This window comes from Janthinobacterium woesei, assembly GCF_051380875.1.
Lineage (GTDB): Bacteria > Pseudomonadota > Gammaproteobacteria > Burkholderiales > Burkholderiaceae_D > Janthinobacterium.
On the sequence record NZ_JBNYXW010000015.1, the window covers coordinates 93,248 to 113,965 of the forward strand.

The window sequence follows — 20,718 nt, forward strand, 5'->3', positions numbered from 1 at the left end:
TAAAGGAATAAAAATCATGTTGGACGTAAATCTCAAAGCGCAGTTGAAAACCTATTTGGAAAAAGTAGTGCAGCCCATTGAGATCGTCGCCAGTCTCGATGACAGCGCCAAGGCCCGTGAAATGGAAGAACTGCTCCAGGAAATTACCCTGTTGAGCGACAAGATCACCTTGGTCAAGCGCCTGGACGACGCCGAGCGCAAGCCATCGTTCAGTATCAACCGCCCAGGCACCGATATCGGCGTGCGTTTCGCCGGCATCCCGCTGGGCCATGAATTTACCTCGCTGGTGCTGGCGCTGCTGCAAGTGGGCGGCCACACCATCAAGCTCGACGATGCCGTGATCGAGCAGATCCGCAACCTCGATGGCGATTACGCGTTTGAAACGTTTATTTCGCTCTCCTGCCATAACTGCCCGGAAGTGGTGCAGGCATTGAATGCGATGGCGGTGATCAACCCGCGCATCAAGGTCACCACCATCGATGGCGGCGTGTTCCCGAAAGAAGTGGAAGAGCGCCAGATCATGGCCGTGCCGATGATGTTCCTGAATGGTGAGCATTTCGGCCAGGGACGCACGAATGTCGAGGAAATCCTCGCCAAGCTGGACACGAATGCCGGTGTGCGCCAGGCCGAAGCGCTGAACAAGAAAGACGTGTTCGACGTGCTGATCGTCGGCGGCGGCCCTGCCGGCGCGGCAGCGGCCATCTACGCGGCCCGCAAAGGCATCAAGACGGGCGTGCTGGCCGAGCGTTTCGGCGGCCAGGTGCTCGACACCCTTGCCATCGAGAACTTTATTTCGGTCAAGGCAACCGATGGTCCGAAGTTCGCCATGGCGCTGGAACAGCACGTCAAGGAATATGACGTCGACATCATGAACACCCAGCGCGCTACGAAGTTGACGCCAGGCAAGCTGGTGGAAATTGAAACGGCGAATGGCGCCATCTTGAAAGCCAAGACCGTCATCCTGGCCACCGGTGCGCGCTGGCGCGAAATCAACGTGCCGGGCGAGAAGCAATACCGCAACCACGGCGTAGCGTATTGCCCGCACTGCGACGGTCCCTTGTTCAAGGGCAAGCGCGTGGCCGTGATCGGCGGCGGTAACTCGGGCGTGGAAGCGGCGATCGACCTGGCCGGTTTGGTCAAGCATGTGACCCTGATCGAGTTCGGCGCAGAACTGCGGGCCGATGCGGTGCTGCAGCGCAAGCTGCACAGCCTGCCGAACGTGACCGTGATCACCTCGGCGCAAACCACCGAGATCCACGGCGATGGCAAGATCGTCAACGCCCTGAGCTACACGGACCGGGTCAGCGGCGCATCGAAGAAAGTCGAACTGGAAGGCGTCTTCGTGCAAATCGGCCTGGTGCCGAACACGGAATGGCTGAAAGGCACGCTGGCGCTGTCGCGCCACGGCGAAATCGAAGTCGATGCCCGTGGCCAGACTTCGATCCCCGGCGTGTTTGCGGCCGGCGACGTCACCACGGTGCCGTACAAGCAGATCATCATCGCCACCGGCGAAGGTGCCAAGGCAGCCCTGTCCGCCTTTGACCATCTGATCCGCTCGGATGACGAGGAAGTGGTCGATGCCGCCGCGTCAAAAGAAGCGCTGACCGCGTAAAGTTTGCGCTGTATCAAAAAAAACCGGGGCGGCCGCAAGGCTGTTCCGGTTTTTTTTATGCGCGCAGGAAATTTAGTTACCCGAGTACAGCGGGTTGCTGGCGACATACACCAGGATGGCGTCGACGGCCATGTCTTTTGGCGCGATCTCGGCCATGGCGAAGACGGTCTTGTTGTTGAAGGTGTTCACATGCCACGTAAAGCGCTGGCCGGCGCGCGTGATGGTGACGGTTTCGCCGCGCGTGACATTGATGTGGCGGGTATCGGCTTGCATGGCGATGCTGCGCTGGGCCGCATCGTGCGGCGCGCTGCTGCCATAGTCGGCGGGGCTGCCGGTCGGGCCGGCGGCGATGGCGCTGCTGGCAAAGATGGTGCACAGGAGTGCCAGGGCGCTGCGGTGGGTGTTCAACATACGATACTCCAGGAATGCATGGCGCGGGTGATCGCCCTGCCGGTGTTGGGATAGGCTGCGCCGGGATCGCCGGCTGGTGCAAGCCGGCATCGTAAGCTGTGCCTTAACTATCCGCAAAGAACTATTTCATAGTTGCACCGTTGCCGCCAACGGCAGTTGCGGCTCCAGGTGGCTGGTCAGCACGATGCATTGGCGCGCCAGGCGGGCAGGCTCGGCCAGGCGCTGGCGCAAATAGGCCATGGCGGCTGCGTCGAGGCCATTGAACGGCTCGTCGATCAGCAGCAAACGTACGGGCAAGGCCATGGCCAGCGCCAGTTGCAACTTCTTGTGCTGTCCCAGGGAGAGGGCGGTGATGCTTTGCTGCAAGGTGGACGTCATGGCAAACGCTGTGAGTTCCTCGTTCAGCAGGGCCTGGTCGCTGCCCGGATACAGGGCCAGGTGCAGGTCCAGCCATTCGCTGACCGTCAGCCAGGGCAGGGCGGGCGCGTCGCCGCCGCAATAAAAGGCTTGCGCACGGTAGGCCAGCGCCATGCTGGTGCTGTCGATGCCATCGAGGCGGATGGCGCCATGCGCGGGCAGCAGGGCGCCGCCCGCCAGCTTCAGCAAGGTGGTCTTGCCCGCCCCGTTCGCGCCGCGCAGCCAGCTGATGCCGGCGCCGAATTGCAGATTGCGGCGCTGGAACACGCTGTGCGTGGCAAAGTGAAAATCGAGCTGCTCGATGTGCAGCACGGGAGAAGAGACATTCAATTCCATAATTCGCTTCCGATGGCGCTCAAGGCAAGGATGGACAAGGCGACCAGCACGACACGCCCGCGCGCCGTCAGGCGCGGCAGGCCGACGATGGCCAGCAGGGCCACGCTGGCGGTGATGGCATACACGCTGGTCACGCGCTGCTGCAAGGCGGCAGGATTGATGCCGTACAGCAAGGCGCCGGCGCCCAGCAGCACGGCAAAGGCGGGTAGCAGGCTGATGGCGCAGGCCAGGCGGGTCAGGCGGCCGCTGGCGAAGGGCCAGGCATTCAGTATTGGGCGCAACACGGTGATCTGCTCGCGCACGGCCTTGTCGCCACGGTCTGTCAACAGGATCAGGCTGGCGCTGGCCAGTAAACCAAGCAGTGGTGCGGGCACGAATGGCGCGCGCAGCAGCCAGGCCAGCATGCTGGCCACGGCGCCGGCCAGCAGCACGCCTTGCTGGATGCCAATCACATTCTCGTTGCGCCAGAATGGCAGCCAGAACAGCTGGCGCCACAGGAACACGGTGCGCCAGCGGGGCGCGTGCGGCAGATAGGTGCTCGCCGTGAGTTGCCGCGCCTGCTGCACGGGGCGTGGCGCGCGCAGGCGCAGCGCCAGCATGCAGCTCGTCAACAGCCAGGCCAGCAGCCATGCGGCGACGGTGGCGGCAATGCCGGGCGCGACAATCGGACGCAGCCAGGGTGGCGATTGCACCAGCCACACGCCCGTCGAGATGGCATAGACGATGCCCAGCGGCAACATCAGCAAGCCAGCCACGGCCACATCGGCTTGCCAGCGCAGTTGGCGCGGCAAGGGCAGCTGGCGCAGCCAGGCCGCGATATTGGCGGGCAACAGCCGCTTGCGCAGCAGCCAGGCGGGCAGGCTGGTGAGCAATGCTTGCGCGCTCAAGACGCCCAGGGCGGCAGGCCAGGGCAGGGTCACTGCCAGCAAGCTGGGCAGGGCGATGACGCTAAGCAGGCCCAGCAAGACGGGGCCGGCCAGGAAAACGAGGATTTCCACGGAGCTGGCCAGGCTGGCGGCAAATTGCAGCAGAGCATGATGGGCCAGGCGCAAGCGCAAGGCGAGATAGGGATGAATATTGCGGGGCAAGCGCATCGTGGGCGGGCAGAGTCAGGAGGTGCGCTGATTTTAGTGTATTTCTGGCGCGGAAATGGGAAAAGCCCTTCGGTTCAGAGAACCAAAGGGCTTTTCTTTTATTGGCGGAGCGGACGGGACTCGAACCCGCGACCCCCGACGTGACAGGCCGGTATTCTAACCAACTGAACTACCACTCCAAGCTCGTATGATCTGTGTTGCTGATCCATGAAGCACTGGATAATTTTCTGTTTTGGTGGGTGCTGAGAGGCTCGAACTCCCGACCTACGCCTTGTAAGGGCGCCGCTCTACCAACTGAGCTAAGCACCCGCATACCCAGAAAACTATCCCGACGTTTGTCACCACGTCTGGAAGAGGCACTATTATAGGGGGCGTGTTCCCGCTTGTGCAACTATTCTTGGGGGCTAAAAGCAGTTTTTTTGCTAAAAAATGCAAAAATGTCGAGGGCAAGGGAAGATGGCAGCTTTTCTGGCGCATTTGTTGCCCCACAATGGGAAAAGCCCTTCGGTTCAGAGAACCAAAGGGCTTTTCTTTTATTGGCGGAGCGGACGGGACTCGAACCCGCGACCCCCGACGTGACAGGCCGGTATTCTAACCAACTGAACTACCACTCCAAGCTCGTATGATCTGTGTTGCTGATCCATGAAGCACTGGACAGTTTTCTGATTTGGTGGGTGCTGAGAGGCTCGAACTCCCGACCTACGCCTTGTAAGGGCGCCGCTCTACCAACTGAGCTAAGCACCCGTTGCTTGTCTCAGAAAACCATCCCGACGTTTGTCACCACGTCTGGAAGAGGCGCTATTATAGGACGGCGAAAATCCTTGTGCAAGCGCTTTTTCCTGTTTTTTTGCTGTTTCAGCTGTCGATGCCCCACTGCGACAGCATCCACGCCATATTGAAGGCGTTTTCCTTGATGGCGTCATAGCGGCCCGACGCGCCGCCGTGGCCGGCGCCCATATTCGTTTTCAGCAGCAAGGGATTGCCGTCCGTCTTGTAGGCGCGCAACTTGGCCACGTATTTGGCTGGCTCCCAGTACATGACCTGGCTATCGTTCAAGCCCGTCGTCACCAGCATGGAGGGATAGTTCTTGCGCGCAATGTTGTCATACGGCGAGTAGCTGAGCATGTAGTCGTAGGCTGCCTTCTGGTTCGGGTCGCCCCATTCCAGGTATTCGCCCGTGGTCAACGGCAGGCTGGCGTCCATCATGGTATTCATCACGTCGACAAACGGCACGGCTGCGTGCACGGCGTGGAACAGCTCGGGGCGCAGGTTGACGACGGCGCCCATCAGCAAGCCGCCCGCGCTACCGCCCTGGATGATCAGGCGGTTCGGGCTGGTCCATTTTTCGCGCACCAGGTAGTCGGCGCTGTCGATGAAGTCATTGAAGGTGTTTTTCTTCTTCATCAGCATGCCGTCTTCATGCCACGCTTCGCCCATGTCGGTGCCGCCGCGGATGTGTGCCTGCGCATAGATCACGTCCCGTTCCAGCAGGCTGATGCGGCTGATGGCAAAACCCGCTTCCGTGGAAATGCCGTAGGAGCCATATGAATACAGCAGCAGCGGTGCGGAGCCGTCGAGCTTGACGCCTTTCTTGTAGACGATCCACAGCGGCACTTGCACGCCATCGCGCGCTTTCACCCACAAGCGCTGCGTGGTGTAACGGGAAGGATCATAGCCGCCGACGATTTCCTGCTGCTTCAGCACCGTGCGCTTGCCATCGGCCATGGCCACGTCGATGACGGTGGGTGGCGTGACGGGCGATTGATATGACATGCGAAATTGCGTGGCGGAAAATTCCGGCGTGCCGGCCGCGCTGGCCAGGTAGACGGGGTCGTCGAACTGCACGGTTTTCCAGTTCTTGTGCGCAAAGTCGTAGATGCGTGCGCGGTTCAGGGCGCGCGTCTTTTCCATCACCACCAGGTAGCCCTGGAATACATCGAGCGACTTGATGACGGCATCCTTGTCGTGCGGCACCAGCGGCTTCCAGTTCTTCGGTTGTGGCGCGGCCAGTGGCGCGCTGACGATGCGGAAGTTCTTTGCATCCTTGTTGGTCAGAATATACAACTGGCCATCGCGGTGTTCGATGCCGTAGCGGTGGCCTTTTTCGCGCGGCAACACGGATTTGAAAACACCGCCGGGCTGGTCGGTGGGCAGCAGGAATACTTCGCTGGTATCGGTGCTGCCGGTTCTGAGGGTAAAGAATTTCTTGTCTTGCGTGCGGTCTACGCCGATGGAAAATTGTTCCACGGACTCGTAATACACTTGCTGCGGTGCGCCGCCCAGGGCCAGGCGGAACAAACGGTCCGAGCGCTTGGTGGTGGCGTCTTCCTGGGCCAGCATCAGGGTGGCATTGTCCGCCGCCCAGGCCAGCGAGGTGACGCGCGGCATGGTATCAAGCAGCAACTTGCCCGTTTTTAAGTCCTTGACATGCAGCTCGTACTGGCGGAAACCCGTCGTGTCGGTGGTGTAGGCCAGCAACTGTTCATTCGGGCTGACGGCAAAGGCGCGCACGGAAAAGAACTTGTGGCCGTCGGCCAGCTGGTTCTGGTCCAGCAAGACCTCTTCAACGGCTTGCGCATCGTAGACACCGGCGGCGCCAGTCGGGCGGCGGCAGTGAATAGGGTATTGCTTGCCCGCTTCCGTGCGCGTGTAATAGTAGAAGTGACCCATGCGCACAGGCACGGACAGGTCCACTTCCTGCATGCGGCCCTTCACTTCGGCGTAGACCTTGTCGGCCAGCGGCTGTATCGGCTTTGTCACGGCGGCAGTGTAGGCGTTTTCCGCATTCAAATAGTCGATGACGGCCGGATCGGTCTTCTTTTGCAGCCAGCGGTAGTCGTCCGTGACGACCGTGCCGTGGCGTGTTTCCTGCCAGGCTGTCTTGGCGGCAACGGGCGCGGTGGCCGTGGCCGTGGTGGCGGTGGTGGCAACGTCGGCGGCTGTCGCGGATGGCGACAGCGTGGACAGCAGCAGGGCAGGCAGGATGGATAAGCAGGCGGACCGGCGGCGCAAGGCGTGATAGGCGATAGACAAGGCAACTCCCTTTAATAGTTGTAGCAAGATTGTAATCTTGCCATTGGGAAAAGCAACTGCAGATCGCTACCGCCCGTCTTCGTGCGTTTCACCTTGCATACCGGCGCATTTCCGGTAATACTGTATGCATGTACAGTTCCTTGCCACACTGAGGCAAGCCGACCCGCCGCGAGGTGCTTTTGACTCTATCTGCCCAACCACATACTGAAGCGCGCCGCCCGGTCGCCGGCCGCTGGATAGCCCACCTGGACATGGATGCCTTTTTTGCCTCCGTCGAATTGCTGAAATATCCGGAATTGCACGGTGCCGCCGTCGTCATCGGCGGCGGGCGCCTGCAGCAACCCGTGCTGCAAGCTGATGGCACGCGGCAATTTGCGCGCATGCGCGATTACGTGGGGCGCGGCGTCGTCACCACGTCCACTTACGCGGCGCGCGCGTTTGGCGTGTTTTCCGCCATGGGCATCATGAAGGCAGCCAAGCTGGCGCCGGACAGCATCTTGCTGCCGGCCGATTTCGAGGCTTACCGCGAGTATTCGGCGCGCTTCAAGCAGGCCGTGGCGAATATCGCCCCCATCATTCAAAACGTGGGCATCGATGAAATCTATGTCGACCTGAGCGAACACGGCGAGCAGGGGCCGGCCATGGCGGCGCGCCTGAAGGCGGCCGTGTTCGAGGCGACGGGCCTGTCGTGCTCGATCGGCCTGGCGCCCAACAAATTGCTGGCAAAAATCTGTTCCGACCTGGAAAAGCCAGACGGGCTGACCATCTTGTACCCCGAAGATGTCGAGACGCGCGTATGGCCCTTGCCGGCAAAAAAAATCAATGGCATCGGCCCCAAGGCGACGGCCAAGCTCGAAGCGCTGGGCATCGTCAGCATTGGCGAGCTGGCAAAGGCCGACATGGCCATGCTGCGCACGCAATTTGGCGACCTGTATACCAGCTGGCTGCACCAGGCGGCGCTGGGCATCGATGATCGCCCCGTGCAGACGAGCCGCGAAACCAAGTCCGTCAGCCGTGAAACCACGTTCGAGCGCGACTTGCAGGTGGTGCGCGACCGCGCCACCCTGTCGGAAAAGCTGGAAAGCCTGTGCACGCGCGTGGCGGGCGACCTGGACAAGCAGTCGCTGGCGGGGCGCACGGTGGGCATCAAGCTGCGTTTTGAGGATTTCAGCACCGTGACGCGCGACATTACTTTACCCAGTGCAACAGCGGACGCCGCCGCCATCTTGCGCGCCAGCCGCGATTGTTTGCGGCGCGTGCCGTTCGAAAAGAAAATCCGCCTGCTGGGCGTGCGCATTTCGACCTTGTGCGATCCGGCCGTGGTCACGCGGCAACTGCCCGCCCAGGCCGAGCTGTTCCCCGCCCTGTAGCAAACCAAAGCGCTTATTAAAAGCATCGCGCCAGAGCGCGCTTTTGACGGCAGGAGCGTGTCGAAAGTGTAGAATGGCGTTCCCCTGGCACTACTGAAACAAACGGAAGACAAAAACTATGTGGTTCAAGAATCTTCAGATTTACCGCCTGCCCGTACCATGGGCTTATACGCCAGAACAACTGGAAGAGGCCTTGTCCTCGAACAAATTTACGCCGGCGACCAGCATGGATCTGATGCGCCAGGGCTGGGATACGCCGCGCCCGAACGGCGGCCTGGTGCACGTGGTCAACAAGCAGATGCTGATCCTGCTGGGCACGGAAAAGAAATTGTTGCCAGCGACCGTCATCAACCAGGTGGCCAAGGCCCGCGCTGCCGAGATGGAAGAAGCGCAAGGCTTTGCGCCGGGCAAGAAAGCCATGAAAGAATTGAAGGAACGCGTGGCCGACGAGTTGCTGCCGCGCGCTTTCAGCATCCGCAGCAATGTCTGGACGTGGATCGATCCCGTCAATGGCTGGCTGGTGGTCGATGCCGCCAGCCCGGCAAAGGCCGATGAAGTCATCAAGCTGCTGCTCAAAGCCGTCGACAAATTGCCGCTGGAAAGCCTGCGCGTACAGCGCTCGCCGGTGGCGGTGATGACGGAATGGCTGCAGGCTGACGACGCGCCTGCCGGCTTCACGGTCGACATGGATACGGAATTGCGCGCCACGGGCGAGAGCAAGGCCACCGTGCGCTATGTGCGCCACACCCTGGAGGCGGACGATGTGCGTCGCCACATCGCGGCCGGCAAGCAATGTACGCGCCTGGCCATGACGTGGAACGACAAGATCTCGTTCGTGCTGACGGAGTCGCTGGCCATCAAGAGCGTCAAGCCGCTCGACGTGATCAAGGAAACGGAATCGAGCACGAAGAACGACGAAGAGCGTTTCGACGGCGATGTGATGCTGATGACGGGCGAGCTGAGCAAGCTGATGGCCGACGTGGTCGCAGCCCTGGGCGGCGAAGCGACTGCGTAAGTGCAATAAGCGCAGTCATGCTGGTACGGAAAAGGAGCTACGGCTCCTTTTTTTCGCCTGTACCTTGCGCAGAAGATAAAAAAAAGCGCCTTGCACGGTAAAGTGCAAGGCGCTCTGGATACAAGCTAATTCAAGACGTCAAATTAGAACTTGTAATTGCCGGTGATGTAGAACGAACGCATCATTGGATCGGCGTAACGTGGGTCGAAACCGACCTGGTGGCCCGACGAAGCGCGCAGCGACAGAGGCGGTGCACGGTCGAACAGGTTTTTGATGCCTGCACGGATCGTGGTCGACTGGTTGTAGGCAAAACGGCCTTGCCAGTCGATGGTGGTGTACGAAGGAACTTGCAGACGCAGTTTCTCGTTCAGGCCTGAATCAACGTTACGCACCGTTGCTTCAGCATCGGTGTAGCCGTTGCGGTAGCTGGCGATCAGGGTATTGGTCAGGCGGCCGCTTTCGAGGCTGACATTCAATTTGATCAGGTTACGGAACGTGACGGCATCGGTGATGCCGTAGTAGTTCATATTGCTGGTCCATTGATCCTTGGTGCCTGGCACGGTGTAGTCGGCCCGGATCATGTGGGTGCCGCTCAGGTTGGCGGTCAATTTGCCGAACGCGAACTTGTGGTTCGCGGACATATCCCAGTCGATACCGCGGTTATGCGTCTGGCCGATGTTCATCGACAGCGATTTGAACGCATAGTAGGTATTACCGGTCGATGGCTCGGTGTAGGTGCTGAACAGCGAGTTATACAGCGCCGGATTGGCAAACGCTTGCGCTTCGCTGACAGCCGACACGGCGTCGGTGATCTTCACGTCCCACAGGTCGGCGCCAAACGAGAAGGCCGACGTAGGCTCGATACGGAAACCAACGGTGAACTGTTTCGATTTTTCCGATTTCAGATTTTCGTTACCGCCCGACAATTCGTTGTACTGGGTGGACGACGAACGGCAGTATTGCGTGCCTGGGAACGGGCAATCGTAGGACTTGGCGGTAAAGCCGGCATTGACCAGTGGCTGGCCGATGTCGAGCATGCTAGGCGCCTTGAAGCCGGTACCGTAGGAACCGCGGATCAAGACGGTCTGCACCGGCTGCCAGCGGGCCGACACTTTGTAGGTGTTGGCGCTGTCGCTCTTGCCCATGGTGCTCTTGGTGATGCCGTTGTCGATTTCCGAGACATTGTCGTAGCGGCCGCCAACGGTTACTTCCAGGGACTTGGTCAGCGGTGCCAGCAACTCGATGAAGGCGCCATAAGTGTCACGGCTCAGGTCGTAAGCAGGCGATTCATTGAAGTTGTAGATGGTGTCGCTGTTGGCATTGGCGTTAGGCGATTGCTCGTAGCGATAAGTGCGGTAATCGCCGCCCACGCCGATGCTGGCTTTGCCGCCTGGCAGGCTGAACAGTTCACGCGAACCGTGGCTATCGACGCCGCGCATGGTGGTCGATGCGGTGCGGATCGAACCCGTGTACTGCGACGCATCGATCTGCGATTGCAGGGCTGCCGACTGCGAACCGGCGAACGGATTGAACAGCGGGTTGGCCACGACGGCCTTGAATTCCGTATTCTTGGCATAGCCGCCGGTGTAGCGCTCGTCGATCGCGTTTTGCGACCAGGTCAGGCCGCTTTCGAAGTTCCACGCGCCCAGTTCGCCTTCCACGCCCAGCACCAGGTGCTTGGTGTCGGTGATGGTGGTGCTCGAACGCAAGCCCCAGTCGGTACTACGGTAGTTGGCGGTAACCGATTTGATGTTGTCTTGCTGCGCCGGCGTCAGGTAAGGCTTGACGTAGGTGTTGTACAGGGCGCTGTTCTTGGCGATCGAAATCGGCACTGGATTGGCGGCGATACGGGCCGTCAAGTCAAAACGCGACAAAGCCATTTCTGCAAACGCGTTCAGGTTGTCGTTGAGCTTGTAGGTGCCCTTGACGAACAGGCTGTCGCGTTTCGATTGTGGCACGATTTCCACGGTAGAGCCGGTATCGAAACCGCAAGCATTTGAGTTGCTCAGCGTGACATAGCTGTGCTCAGCGCAGTTGCCGTTTTGCTTCAGGTAAGGGGAGAAAGCGGTCGCAGTGTTGTCCTTGAAGGCGACGGTGGCACCGGCCGGCGAGGCCGAGGTGCTGGTACGGTCCCATACGTAGTTCTTGCCATTGCGGCTGAATGGCACGTAGGAGGTGTTCGCAAACGAACGATCGGTTGCGCGCAGTTTTTCTTGTTCGTCGTGGCGGTAGGAAACCAGCACGTTGTAACGGTCTTCGTCCAGGTCACCGAAACCGGCGGTGACATTCGTATTCCAGGCGCTGCCACCCTTGTCTTCAGGGCCACCATAGGTCGCTTCCAGGGTTACGCCTTGAACATTTTTCTTCAGAATGAAGTTGATGACGCCAGCAATAGCATCCGAACCGTACAGGGCCGAAGCGCCGTCGGTCAGGATTTCTACGCGCTCGATGGCGCTCATTGGAATCGCGTTCAGATTGACGGAGGTGCCCGAGCCTTGTGGCGCGATGCGGCGACCGTTCAGCAGCACCAGGGTATAGCTTTCGCCGATGTCATGGATCGACGCGCTGGTGCGGCCGCCCGAGTTTGAGCCTGCAGCCACTGCGCCGATGGTGAAACCTTGCATGGCTGGCAGAGCTTGCATCAGATCGGCCACGGTGGTCGCGCCCGTCTTGGCGATCGCTTCTTGCGTCAGGCGCTGCACCGGCAGTGCGCCTTCGACGGCGATACGCTTGATGCTCGAACCGGTAATTTCAACTTTTTGAATCGCTTCATCTGCCATGGACTGGCCAGAGAACAAGACGCTACCTGCCAGAACGGTCAGGGCCAGGCGTACGCTGCGCGCGCCAATTTTTTCTTTCAATGCCATTATAACAATTACTCCGTAGTAGTTTTAATAACGACAAGCAGTACCCGAACACTGCACGGCCATCGGATAGATGGCCAGCGATGGCGAGTATGGTAGCGGCCCTGAGTCCGGACGGACGTGGAAGACTACTGCGTGCAATATTGTTATAAATGCACTCTTTTGCTTGTCGAGTCAAACATTATGTCGTCTCAGCAAGAAAAAATGGACATCAACCATGTCGAATTTGGCAATAAATTGCAAATGTTGAAGAATATTTAATTTAATTGTCAAATCGCAGTCTTTTATTTGAAAAAATCATTATTTTAATAAACTATTAATGGCGTTTTTTTACAACATAAAATTATTATGTTGGCAATTTGATGTTTTACCGGCAATAATTCGTTAAAAAGTGCAGAAGAGCGGAATTTATGCAAAGTGAAAAATATAAAAAAAGCCCGCTGATTGCGGGCTTGTTAAATTGTAAAAAATGAAAATCAGGCGCCTTGCTTGCTGGCTTGTCTGCCAGTTGCCATGCCACGGCTTACAAGGGCTGGAATACGCCGGCGGCGCGGTTCTTTTGCACATTGTCCCAGGCGAAGATCTGGCCATTCATGGCCACATACACGCCGGCCGGCAAGGTTTGCGCCACGCCGCAGGCAAAGCCCAGGTTGAACAGGGCGTCTGAATTGTTTATTTCATAAGGAATCATGGCGCCGGTGAGTATCACCGTTTGCTGCAATTGCGCCGCGCCCAGCACTTGCGCCGTTTCGCGCATGGTATCGGTGCCGTGGATGATGACGATGGCTTTTTCCTGCGCTGCGCGGCACGAGGCCAGCACGCGCTGGCGGTCCGCATCCTGCATGTCGAGCGAGTCCAGCAGCGGCAGTTGCTCCAGCGCCACGGGCGCCGTCATGCGTGCGCGGGCGATGGCGGCCGGCAAATGACTGTCGGAAAAGCCCAGTGTGCCGTTCAATTCGTTGTAGTGTTTGTCGAAGGTGCCGCCGGTAGCGAGTATGCGCAAAGTCATGATGTGGTCACGATGTCAGTGGAGAATGACGGGCATGATATCGTGTATTGCATGTATTGCGTACCTTGCGTGAATGGCCGCCGGTCGCGTCTGGAAAATTCTGCCATCTGTGAGTACACTTGTTTCTTTGTTCGCCCACCGGCCCGACTCCCGTATGAAAGCGCTCGCTCCTGGCACCGTCATTTTTCACCGCCACCGTGGTTATGGCGTGATCACGTCCGTCAATCTGCTGACGGGCTGGATTGCCGCGCGCTTCGGCAGCGAGGCGCGCACCCTGGACCTGAACCTGTCGACCGACGACGTGCAGTTTGCCGATGGCGAGGCGATCCTGTTTCGCCGTGCGCCGCCCGACCGCATGCCGCATGCGCGCCTGATGGCCATGGTGCGCGAGCTGCACCAGGCCGGCTATCAAAAATTGTATCTGTATTCCTGGCCCAAGCCGTCCGGCCTGCACTGGCGCTGGCATCTGTTCACGGGGCCGCGCGACTGGATGCAGCGGCCCTGGCGCGAAGGCTGGTATGGCTCGGGTGCCGATTACAACGTCAATCCCGTGATGGGCTGGGGCGATACACCGGGCGCGTCGACCAGCGAGCTGATCGACGCGCTGGCGCGTTTCGACCCGCAGGGGCTGGCCCAGGCGCTGGGGCGCGATGACGACCATAGCGAGTGGTTCGGGCGCGTCTGCGAGGCCTTGTTGCCCAATTATATGTATAGCCTGGACATGCAGCGCATCGACGGCGCGCCCTTGCCCGACATGCCGCCCGTGCCGGTGGTCGCTGTGCGCGCCGGCGTGGCGCCGTATGCGGGCGCGCCTATCGCCTGGCCGCCCGGCTGGGCAGGCCTGTGGCGCGGGCGGCATGTGCTGCCGGCGCCCGCCATCAGTATGACGGGCGAGCCGGACTTGCTGAAGGGCTTTCAGCGCTCCTGAGGCGTTTGCCGCGCATGCGCCAGCGCCTCTGGATTGAGCAGGCGCGTGCATTGACCTTGCGCAAAATCCACGATGTTTTGCAGGGCGTAGCGGAAATACAGTTCATAGCTGTCACGCTCGACGTAGCCCAGGTGGGGCGTGGCCAGCACATTGGGCAGCAGCAACAGCGGCGCCCCAGGCGGCAACGGTTCGTCCGTAAACACGTCCAGCGCGGCGGCGCCCGGGCGTCCCTGCAGCAGCGCCGCTTCCAGCGCGCCGTCCATCACCAGCTCGGCGCGGCTGGTGTTGACGAACAGCGCGCTCGGCTTCATGCGCGCCAGGTCATCGGCCGTCACCAGGCCCCGCGTGGCGTCCGCCAGGCGCAGATGCAGGGTCAATACGTCGGCTTGCTCAAAAAATGCCTCGCGCGATGTTGCCGCCGTGTCGCCAGCGGCCACGGCCGCGGCGCGGCTCGCTTCGCTGCCCCAGACGAGGATGGTCATGCCGAACGCGCGGCCATAGCCGGCGATCAACTGGCCGATCTTGCCGTAGCCCCAGATGGCCAGGGTACGCCCTTTCAATACCGTGCCCAATGTGTTGCGCGCCGGTTCGAGCGACGCCGTCTGCCATAGTCCTTCCTGTAAATGTTGCGCGTACGGCACGATCTTGCGCTGCGCCGCCATGATCAGCGCCCACGTCAGCTCGGCCGGCGCCGTGGGCGAGCCGATGCCCTCCGCGATGGCGATGCCCAGCTCGGTGGCTGCGGCGACGTCGATATGCCCGCCGACCTTGCCCGTCTGCGAAATAAGTTTCAAATTTGGTAATTTTGACAGCAGCGCCCGGTTCAAACTGCTGCGTTCGCGGATCAGCACCAGCGCGTCGAACGGCGCCAGGCGGATTGCCAGCTGGCCCAGTCCCCGCGCCGTATTGCTGAACACCTTGACCTCGTGGCCATCGAGCAATTGGAAACAATCGAGGCCGCGCACGGCATCCTGGTAATCATCGAGTATGGCAATTTTCATGGTAGATGGCCGATTTTAGTGAGGATTTGGTAGGGAAATAACAGGATACGGGAAATGCTGAATAGCCTACTACATTAGTCAAGCTATTCTCCTACATTTTTGCGAGAATAGCGGTTTTGCGGGTGTACAATCGCCGGCACTTTTGACGCTTCCTGATGCGCCAAGTGCAAATGAAGCGCAAACTGTTCTTGCAATCTTGGAGCAAGATCGAGCTACTGCCGCTGGCGCGAACGCTGCGGCTGACACGACACGACACCAGAGCCCTGCCAGCGTGATCTTACCGCCCGCAGTGAGCCGCAGCCACCTCTTAACGATGCTGCCTGTCTTGCCGGAACGACCAGAATTTCTTTTATTGGTATTGGAGGTAATATGAATCAGCCCGTCATGGGTGGCGTCGCCGCACTCAACGTCCCAGCTTATATTAAACAACAGAAACTGATCAACTGGGTGGCGGACATCGCTGCGCTGACCAAGCCGGAGCGCATCTACTGGTGCGATGGCTCGCAGGAAGAGTACGAGCGCCTGTGCGCCGAAATGGTTGCCAGCGGCACCATGAAAAAACTCAACGGGGAAAAGCGTCCGAATTCCTACCTGGCCTGCTCCGACCCGAGCGACGTGGCCCGCGTCGAAGACCGCACGTATATCTGTTCGGCAACGAAAGAAGCGGCCGGCCCGACGAATAACTGGACCGAGCCTGGCGAAATGCGCCACACCCTGAACGGCCTGTTTGATGGCTGCATGCGCGGCCGTACCATGTACGTCGTGCCATTCTCGATGGGCCCGCTGGGCTCGCCGATCGCGCACATCGGCGTGGAACTGTCCGATTCGCCTTACGTCGCCGTCAACATGAAGATCATGACCCGCATGGGCCGTGCCGTGTATGACGTGCTGGGCACCGATGGCGCCTTCGTGCCATGCGTGCACAGCGTGGGCGCGCCGCTGGCTGCCGGCCAGCCAGACGTGAAATGGCCGTGCAACAGCACCAAATACATCGTGCATTTCCCGGAAACGCGTGAAATCTGGTCCTTCGGTTCCGGCTACGGCGGCAACGCCTTGCTGGGCAAGAAGTGTTTTGCCCTGCGCATCGCCTCGACCATGGGCTACCAGGAAGCGCAAGCGGCGGACAACAACCCGGGCTGGCTGGCTGAACACATGCTGATCCTCGGCGTCGAATCGCCGGAAGGCAAGAAACATTACGTGGCGGCAGCGTTCCCATCGGCCTGCGGCAAGACCAACTTCGCCATGCTGATCCCGCCAGCCAGTTTCAAGGGCTGGAAAGTGACCACCATCGGCGACGATATCGCCTGGATCAAGCCGGGTGCCGATGGCCGTTTGTACGCCATCAACCCGGAAGCGGGCTACTTTGGCGTGGCGCCGGGCACGAATGAAAAAACCAATTTCAACTGCATGGCCTCCATGCGCGACAACACCATCTTCACCAACGTCGCGCTGACGGATGATGGCGACGTCTGGTGGGAAGGCTTGACCAAGGAAGCGCCAGCACACCTGGTCGACTGGCAGGGCAAGGACTGGACGCCGGCGTCCGGCACCAAGGCCGCCCATCCGAACGCGCGCTTTACTGTTGCTGCTACGCAAAACCCCGTCATCGACGCGGCCTGGGACGATCCGGCCGGCGTGCCGATCTCGGCCTTCATCTTCGGTGGCCGCCGCTCGACCACCGTGCCGCTCGTCACCGAAGCGCGCAACTGGGTCGAAGGCGTCTACATGGCAGCGACCATGGGCTCCGAAACGACGGCTGCCGCCGTGGGCCAGATGGGCATCGTGCGCCGCGATCCATTTGCCATGTTGCCATTTATCGGCTATAACATGAGCGATTACTTCCAGCACTGGCTGGACATGGGCGTCAAAGTGGGCAAAGTCAACCCGGCTGCCCTGCCGAAGATCTATTGCGTCAACTGGTTCCGTACGGACGAGGCTGGCAAATTCGTCTGGCCTGGCTTTGGCGACAATATGCGCGTGCTCAAATGGATGCTGGAGCGCATCGAAGGCACGGCGGGCGGCGTGGAAAACCTGTTCGGCACGACGCCGCAGTATGGCGACCTGAACTGGGATGGCTTGCCATTCACGCAGGAACAATTCGACACCATCACCTCGATCGACAAGGCCGCATGGGTGGACGAGTTGAAATTGCATACGGAGCTGTTCGAAAAACTCGCGTATCATCTGCCGCAAGAATTGGCAGATAACAAGGCTGCGCTGGAAAAGCGGCTGGCTGCGTAAGTTGAGGTAAAACGTAAGGTAAAGCGGCGCCTGACAAGCATAGCGAGCGGCAGTGATTTGTGGCTAAGAAGCACAGCAGCTTGTCAGGTGCTGGGAGTTGTAGTGGGGGGAGAAACACGCCGGCAAAGACTGGCGTGCTATAAATGACATGCCGGCAACGACTGGCGTGCTATAAAAAAGAGAAACGGCGCGGATTGCATGAGCAAGCCGCGCCGTTTTTTATTGTGTTGTGGTCTTTACTGTTTCAGCAGCGGCCCCAGGTATTTGCCCGTCACGCTGGCCGGGTTCAGCGCCACGTCTTCCGGCGTGCCCGTGGCGATGATCTGTCCGCCGCCGGCGCCGCCTTCGGGGCCCAGGTCGACCAGCCAGTCGGCCGTCTTGATGACGTCCAGGTTGTGCTCGATGATCACCAGCGTGTTGCCCTGGTCGCGCAGGCGGTGGATGACTTTCAGCAGCAAGTCGATGTCGTGGAAGTGCAAGCCCGTGGTCGGTTCGTCCAGGATATACAGGGTGCGGCCCGTGTCGCGCTTGGACAGTTCCAGCGAGAGTTTCACGCGCTGCGCCTCGCCGCCCGAGAGGGTGGTGGCGCTCTGGCCCAGCTTGATGTAGCCCAGGCCCACGTCGAGCAGGGTTTGCAGCTTGCGCGCGATCAATGGCACGGGTTTGAAGAATACATGCGCCTCTTCCACCGTCATGCCCAGCACTTCCGTGATGTTCTTGCCCTTGTATTGCACTTCCAGCGTTTCGCGGTTGTAGCGCTTGCCGTGGCATACGTCGCATGGCACGTAGACGTCGGGCAAGAAGTGCATCTCGACTTTGATCACGCCATCGCCCTGGCACGCTTCGCAGCGCCCGCCCTTGACGTTGAACGAGAAGCGTCCCGCGCTGTAGCCCCGCTCCTTGGCTGTCGGCACGGTGGAGAACAAATCGCGGATCGGTGTAAACAAGCCCGTATATGTGGCCGGATTGGAGCGCGGCGTGCGCCCGATCGGCGCCTGGTCGACGGAGATGACCTTGTCGAAATGCTCCAGGCCGCTGATCGATTCGTGCGCCGCCGGTTCCGTCTGCGAGCCGTACAAGTGGCGCGACAGGGCCGGATACAGGGTATCGTTGACCAGCGACGATTTGCCCGAGCCAGACACGCCCGTCACGCACGTCATCAAGCCCACCGGCAAGCTCAAGGAGACGTTTTTCAGGTTGTTGCCCGTCGCGCCCGTGATCACCAGCTGCTTTTCCGGATTGCTGATGTGGCGCTTGTTTGGTACGGCGATTTTCAGCTTGCCGTTCAGGTACTGCGCCGTCAGCGACTTCTTGTTCTTTAAAATATCTTGCAGGGTGCCTTCGGCAATGATTTCGCCGCCGTGCACGCCCGCGCCGATGCCCATGTCGACGATGTAGTCAGCGGTGCGGATGGCGTCTTCATCATGCTCGACCACCAGCACGCTGTTGCCGATGTCGCGCAAGTGTTTCAGGGTTTCGATCAATCGGTCATTATCGCGCTGATGCAAGCCGATCGACGGTTCATCGAGCACATACATGACGCCCGTCAAACCGGAGCCAATCTGCGATGCAAGGCGGATGCGTTGGGCTTCGCCACCGGACAGCGTGTCGGCGCTGCGGTCCAGCGACAGGTAGTCGAGGCCTACATTGTTGAGAAATTTCAGGCGCGAAATGATTTCCTTGACGACCCTGTCGGCGATCTCTTTCTTGGCGCCCGTCAGTTTCAGTTTTTCAAAAAATTCCAGCGTCTCGCGCAGTGGTTTTCCCGCCACTTCATAGATGGCGCGCTGCTGTTTTCCAGTCCCTACTTTGACAAAGCGCGCTTCCACGCGCAGGCGCGCGCCGTGGCACGACGGGCACTGTTTTTCATTGATGAACTTGGCCAGCTCTTCCTTGACGGCCATGGAATCCGTTTCGCGGTAGCGGCGCGACAAATTGTTGACCACGCCTTCGAAGGTGTGTTCCTTGATGACGGTACGGCCCCGTTCGTTGACGTAGGTAAATGGAATCACTTGCTTGCCAGAACCGTACAGCACGGCTTGCTGGGAATTGAGATCGAGCTGCTCGAACGGCATGTCCAAGTCGAATTCGTAGTACGCGGCCAGGTTCGACAGCATCTGGAAGTAAAACTGGTTGCGGCGGTCCCAGCCCTTGACGGCGCCCGAGGCCAGCGACAGATTGGGGAACGCAACGATGCGTTTCGGGTCAAAGAATTCAATATGTCCCAGGCCGTCGCATTCGGGGCAGGCGCCCATGGGGTTGTTGAACGAGAACAGACGCGGTTCCAGTTCCTGCAGGGAATAGCCACACACATTGCAGGCGAACTTGTTGGAGTACACGTGTTCCTTGGCGGACTCCATTTCGTAGGCGATGGCGCGGCCGTCGGCCAGGCGCAGGGCCGTCTCGAAACTTTCCGCCAGGCGCTGCTTGATCTCCTGGTTCACCTTGACGCGGTCGATGACGACGTCGATCGTGTGTTTTTCCGTTTTCTTCAGTTTCGGGAGGTCATCGACTTCATAAATCTTGGCCGCATGCGTGCCGCTCTGCACGCGAAAGCGCACGAAGCCCTGCGCCTGCATCTGCTCGAACAGGTCCACATGCTCGCCCTTGCGATTGGCGACGACCGGCGCCAGGATCATCAGCTTGGTGTCTTCCGGCATGGCCAGCACGGCATCGACCATTTGCGACACGGATTGCGCGGCCAGCGCGTTTTCCGGATGGTCGGGGCAGTACGGCGTGCCCACGCGCGCATACAGCAGGCGCAGATAATCGTGGATTTCCGTCACGGTGCCCACCGTGGAGCGCGGGTTGTGCGAAGTTGCCTTCTGTTCGATGGAGATGGCGGGCGATAGGCCCTCGATCAAGTCCACGTCCGGCTTTTCCATCAATTGCAGGAACTGGCGCGCGTAGGCCGACAGCGATTCGACATAGCGGCGCTGGCCTTCCGCGTACAAAGTGTCGAAGGCCAGCGAGGATTTGCCGGAGCCGGACAAGCCGGTAATCACGATGAGCTTGTTGCGCGGCAAATCGAGATTGATATTCTTGAGGTTATGCGTGCGAGCGCCGCGAATGCGGATCTGTTCCATGTGATTGCCTTGCTTTCAGTGAGTGTGCGGCCGGCGCATTGCGTGAGCTGCCAGATGAGGAGCCACAATGGGTCAACCTGTTACTATAGCCGGGTTTTGATCCGCATGCCTGAGGCAGTCACGGGCGGATTGCGCCGCCAGGCGAGCGTGCCCCGGGAAAGTTTGATACAGATGCGTGCAGACGTTTAAACACTGTATATAATACCAGTATTCAAGTTTCCTGTTTTCACCTGCCGTGAAAAAAACGTGCTGCCGCACGGTAGATGGCGAGCCGAGAAAGCGTGTGCTTTGCGCCGCCTGG

At 59.8% G+C, this 20,718-nt stretch carries 13 protein-coding genes and 4 tRNA genes; 5 read left to right on the forward strand and 12 right to left on the reverse strand.

Annotated features, from left to right (window positions below):
* Positions 1–16 precede the first annotated feature (16 nt).
* On the forward strand, positions 17–1,612 hold the full coding sequence (gene ahpF, locus ACQ4W6_RS18245; protein ID WP_436568584.1) for an alkyl hydroperoxide reductase subunit F: 1,596 nt from the start codon (positions 17–19) through the stop codon (positions 1,610–1,612).
* Between the two features lie 72 nt (positions 1,613–1,684).
* Here the strand turns inward: ahpF and ACQ4W6_RS18250 are convergent, their stop codons facing one another.
* The 8 genes from ACQ4W6_RS18250 to ACQ4W6_RS18285 form a co-directional block, all read right to left on the reverse strand.
* Positions 1,685–2,023, reverse strand: a complete 339-nt coding sequence (locus tag ACQ4W6_RS18250; RefSeq protein WP_436568585.1) for a CzcE family metal-binding protein — start codon at positions 2,021–2,023, stop codon at positions 1,685–1,687.
* 126 nt (positions 2,024–2,149) lie between these two features.
* Positions 2,150–2,776 (reverse strand): ABC transporter ATP-binding protein, encoded by a 627-nt coding sequence (locus ACQ4W6_RS18255; RefSeq protein WP_436568586.1) that lies wholly within the window; start codon positions 2,774–2,776, stop codon positions 2,150–2,152.
* Positions 2,767–3,864 (reverse strand): hypothetical protein, encoded by a 1,098-nt coding sequence (locus ACQ4W6_RS18260; RefSeq protein ID WP_436568587.1) that lies wholly within the window; start codon positions 3,862–3,864, stop codon positions 2,767–2,769. Before ACQ4W6_RS18260 ends, ACQ4W6_RS18255 begins: the two co-directional genes overlap by 10 nt.
* 108 nt (positions 3,865–3,972) lie before the next feature.
* A tRNA-Asp gene (locus tag ACQ4W6_RS18265) sits at positions 3,973–4,049 on the reverse strand.
* 54 nt (positions 4,050–4,103) lie between these two features.
* Positions 4,104–4,179: transfer RNA gene (locus ACQ4W6_RS18270), tRNA-Val, on the reverse strand.
* A 228-nt stretch (positions 4,180–4,407) separates the two neighbouring features.
* Positions 4,408–4,484: transfer RNA gene (locus ACQ4W6_RS18275), tRNA-Asp, on the reverse strand.
* A gap of 54 nt (positions 4,485–4,538) precedes the next feature.
* Positions 4,539–4,614, reverse strand: a tRNA-Val gene (locus tag ACQ4W6_RS18280).
* Between the two features lie 111 nt (positions 4,615–4,725).
* The gene (locus ACQ4W6_RS18285) at positions 4,726–6,903 is read right to left on the reverse strand and encodes a S9 family peptidase (protein ID WP_436568588.1); all 2,178 of its coding nucleotides are present in this window, start codon (positions 6,901–6,903) and stop codon (positions 4,726–4,728) included.
* A gap of 179 nt (positions 6,904–7,082) precedes the next feature.
* Here ACQ4W6_RS18285 and dinB point away from each other — a divergent pair, with 179 nt between their 5' ends.
* Positions 7,083–8,273 (forward strand): DNA polymerase IV, encoded by a 1,191-nt coding sequence (dinB, locus tag ACQ4W6_RS18290; RefSeq protein WP_436568589.1) that lies wholly within the window; start codon positions 7,083–7,085, stop codon positions 8,271–8,273.
* Between the two features lie 118 nt (positions 8,274–8,391).
* Positions 8,392–9,288 (forward strand): recombination-associated protein RdgC, encoded by an 897-nt coding sequence (locus ACQ4W6_RS18295; RefSeq protein WP_436568590.1) that lies wholly within the window; start codon positions 8,392–8,394, stop codon positions 9,286–9,288.
* Between the two features lie 143 nt (positions 9,289–9,431).
* Here the strand turns inward: ACQ4W6_RS18295 and ACQ4W6_RS18300 are convergent, their stop codons facing one another.
* Positions 9,432–12,155 carry a TonB-dependent receptor gene (locus tag ACQ4W6_RS18300; protein ID WP_436568591.1) on the reverse strand — a complete coding sequence of 908 codons (2,724 nt, stop codon included), beginning with the start codon at positions 12,153–12,155 and terminating at the stop codon, positions 9,432–9,434.
* 520 nt (positions 12,156–12,675) lie between these two features.
* The gene (locus ACQ4W6_RS18305; protein ID WP_436568592.1) at positions 12,676–13,161 is read right to left on the reverse strand and encodes an asparaginase domain-containing protein; all 486 of its coding nucleotides are present in this window, start codon (positions 13,159–13,161) and stop codon (positions 12,676–12,678) included.
* Positions 13,162–13,315: 154 nt separating this feature from the next.
* Between ACQ4W6_RS18305 and ACQ4W6_RS18310 the strand changes: the two genes are divergently transcribed.
* A complete protein-coding gene (locus ACQ4W6_RS18310) occupies positions 13,316–14,089 on the forward strand; it encodes an L-asparaginase (RefSeq protein ID WP_436568593.1) in 774 nt (257 codons plus the stop codon).
* Here ACQ4W6_RS18310 and ACQ4W6_RS18315 read toward each other — a convergent pair.
* Entirely contained in the window at positions 14,077–15,090 is a 1,014-nt protein-coding gene (locus ACQ4W6_RS18315) for a D-2-hydroxyacid dehydrogenase family protein (protein ID WP_436568594.1), read from the reverse strand. The genes ACQ4W6_RS18310 and ACQ4W6_RS18315 overlap by 13 nt on opposite strands.
* Positions 15,091–15,459: 369 nt before the next feature.
* On the opposite strand from ACQ4W6_RS18315, the gene ACQ4W6_RS18320 reads away from it, so the two are divergent.
* Positions 15,460–17,331, forward strand: a complete 1,872-nt coding sequence (locus ACQ4W6_RS18320; protein ID WP_436568595.1) for a phosphoenolpyruvate carboxykinase (GTP) — start codon at positions 15,460–15,462, stop codon at positions 17,329–17,331.
* Positions 17,332–17,567: 236 nt separating this feature from the next.
* Here ACQ4W6_RS18320 and uvrA read toward each other — a convergent pair whose 3' ends face one another.
* On the reverse strand, positions 17,568–20,417 hold the full coding sequence (gene uvrA / locus ACQ4W6_RS18325) for an excinuclease ABC subunit UvrA (RefSeq protein WP_436568596.1): 2,850 nt from the start codon (positions 20,415–20,417) through the stop codon (positions 17,568–17,570).
* Positions 20,418–20,718 lie beyond the last annotated feature (301 nt).

What these genes read in the sequence shown, in the direction of transcription:
- ACQ4W6_RS18300 (WP_436568591.1), bottom strand. Translation starts at nt 12,155, where the DNA reads ATGGCATTGAAAGAAAAAATTGGCGCGCGCAGCGTACGCCTGGCCCTG.
- ACQ4W6_RS18305 (WP_436568592.1), bottom strand. Translation starts at nt 13,161, where the DNA reads ATGACTTTGCGCATACTCGCTACCGGCGGCACCTTCGACAAACACTAC.
- ACQ4W6_RS18250 (WP_436568585.1), bottom strand. Translation starts at nt 2,023, where the DNA reads ATGTTGAACACCCACCGCAGCGCCCTGGCACTCCTGTGCACCATCTTT.
- ACQ4W6_RS18315 (WP_436568594.1), bottom strand. Translation starts at nt 15,090, where the DNA reads ATGAAAATTGCCATACTCGATGATTACCAGGATGCCGTGCGCGGCCTC.
- ahpF (WP_436568584.1), top strand. Translation starts at nt 17, where the DNA reads ATGTTGGACGTAAATCTCAAAGCGCAGTTGAAAACCTATTTGGAAAAA.
- ACQ4W6_RS18320 (WP_436568595.1), top strand. Translation starts at nt 15,460, where the DNA reads ATGAATCAGCCCGTCATGGGTGGCGTCGCCGCACTCAACGTCCCAGCT.
- ACQ4W6_RS18295 (WP_436568590.1), top strand. Translation starts at nt 8,392, where the DNA reads ATGTGGTTCAAGAATCTTCAGATTTACCGCCTGCCCGTACCATGGGCT.
- uvrA (WP_436568596.1), bottom strand. Translation starts at nt 20,417, where the DNA reads ATGGAACAGATCCGCATTCGCGGCGCTCGCACGCATAACCTCAAGAAT.
- ACQ4W6_RS18310 (WP_436568593.1), top strand. Translation starts at nt 13,316, where the DNA reads ATGAAAGCGCTCGCTCCTGGCACCGTCATTTTTCACCGCCACCGTGGT.
- ACQ4W6_RS18255 (WP_436568586.1), bottom strand. Translation starts at nt 2,776, where the DNA reads ATGGAATTGAATGTCTCTTCTCCCGTGCTGCACATCGAGCAGCTCGAT.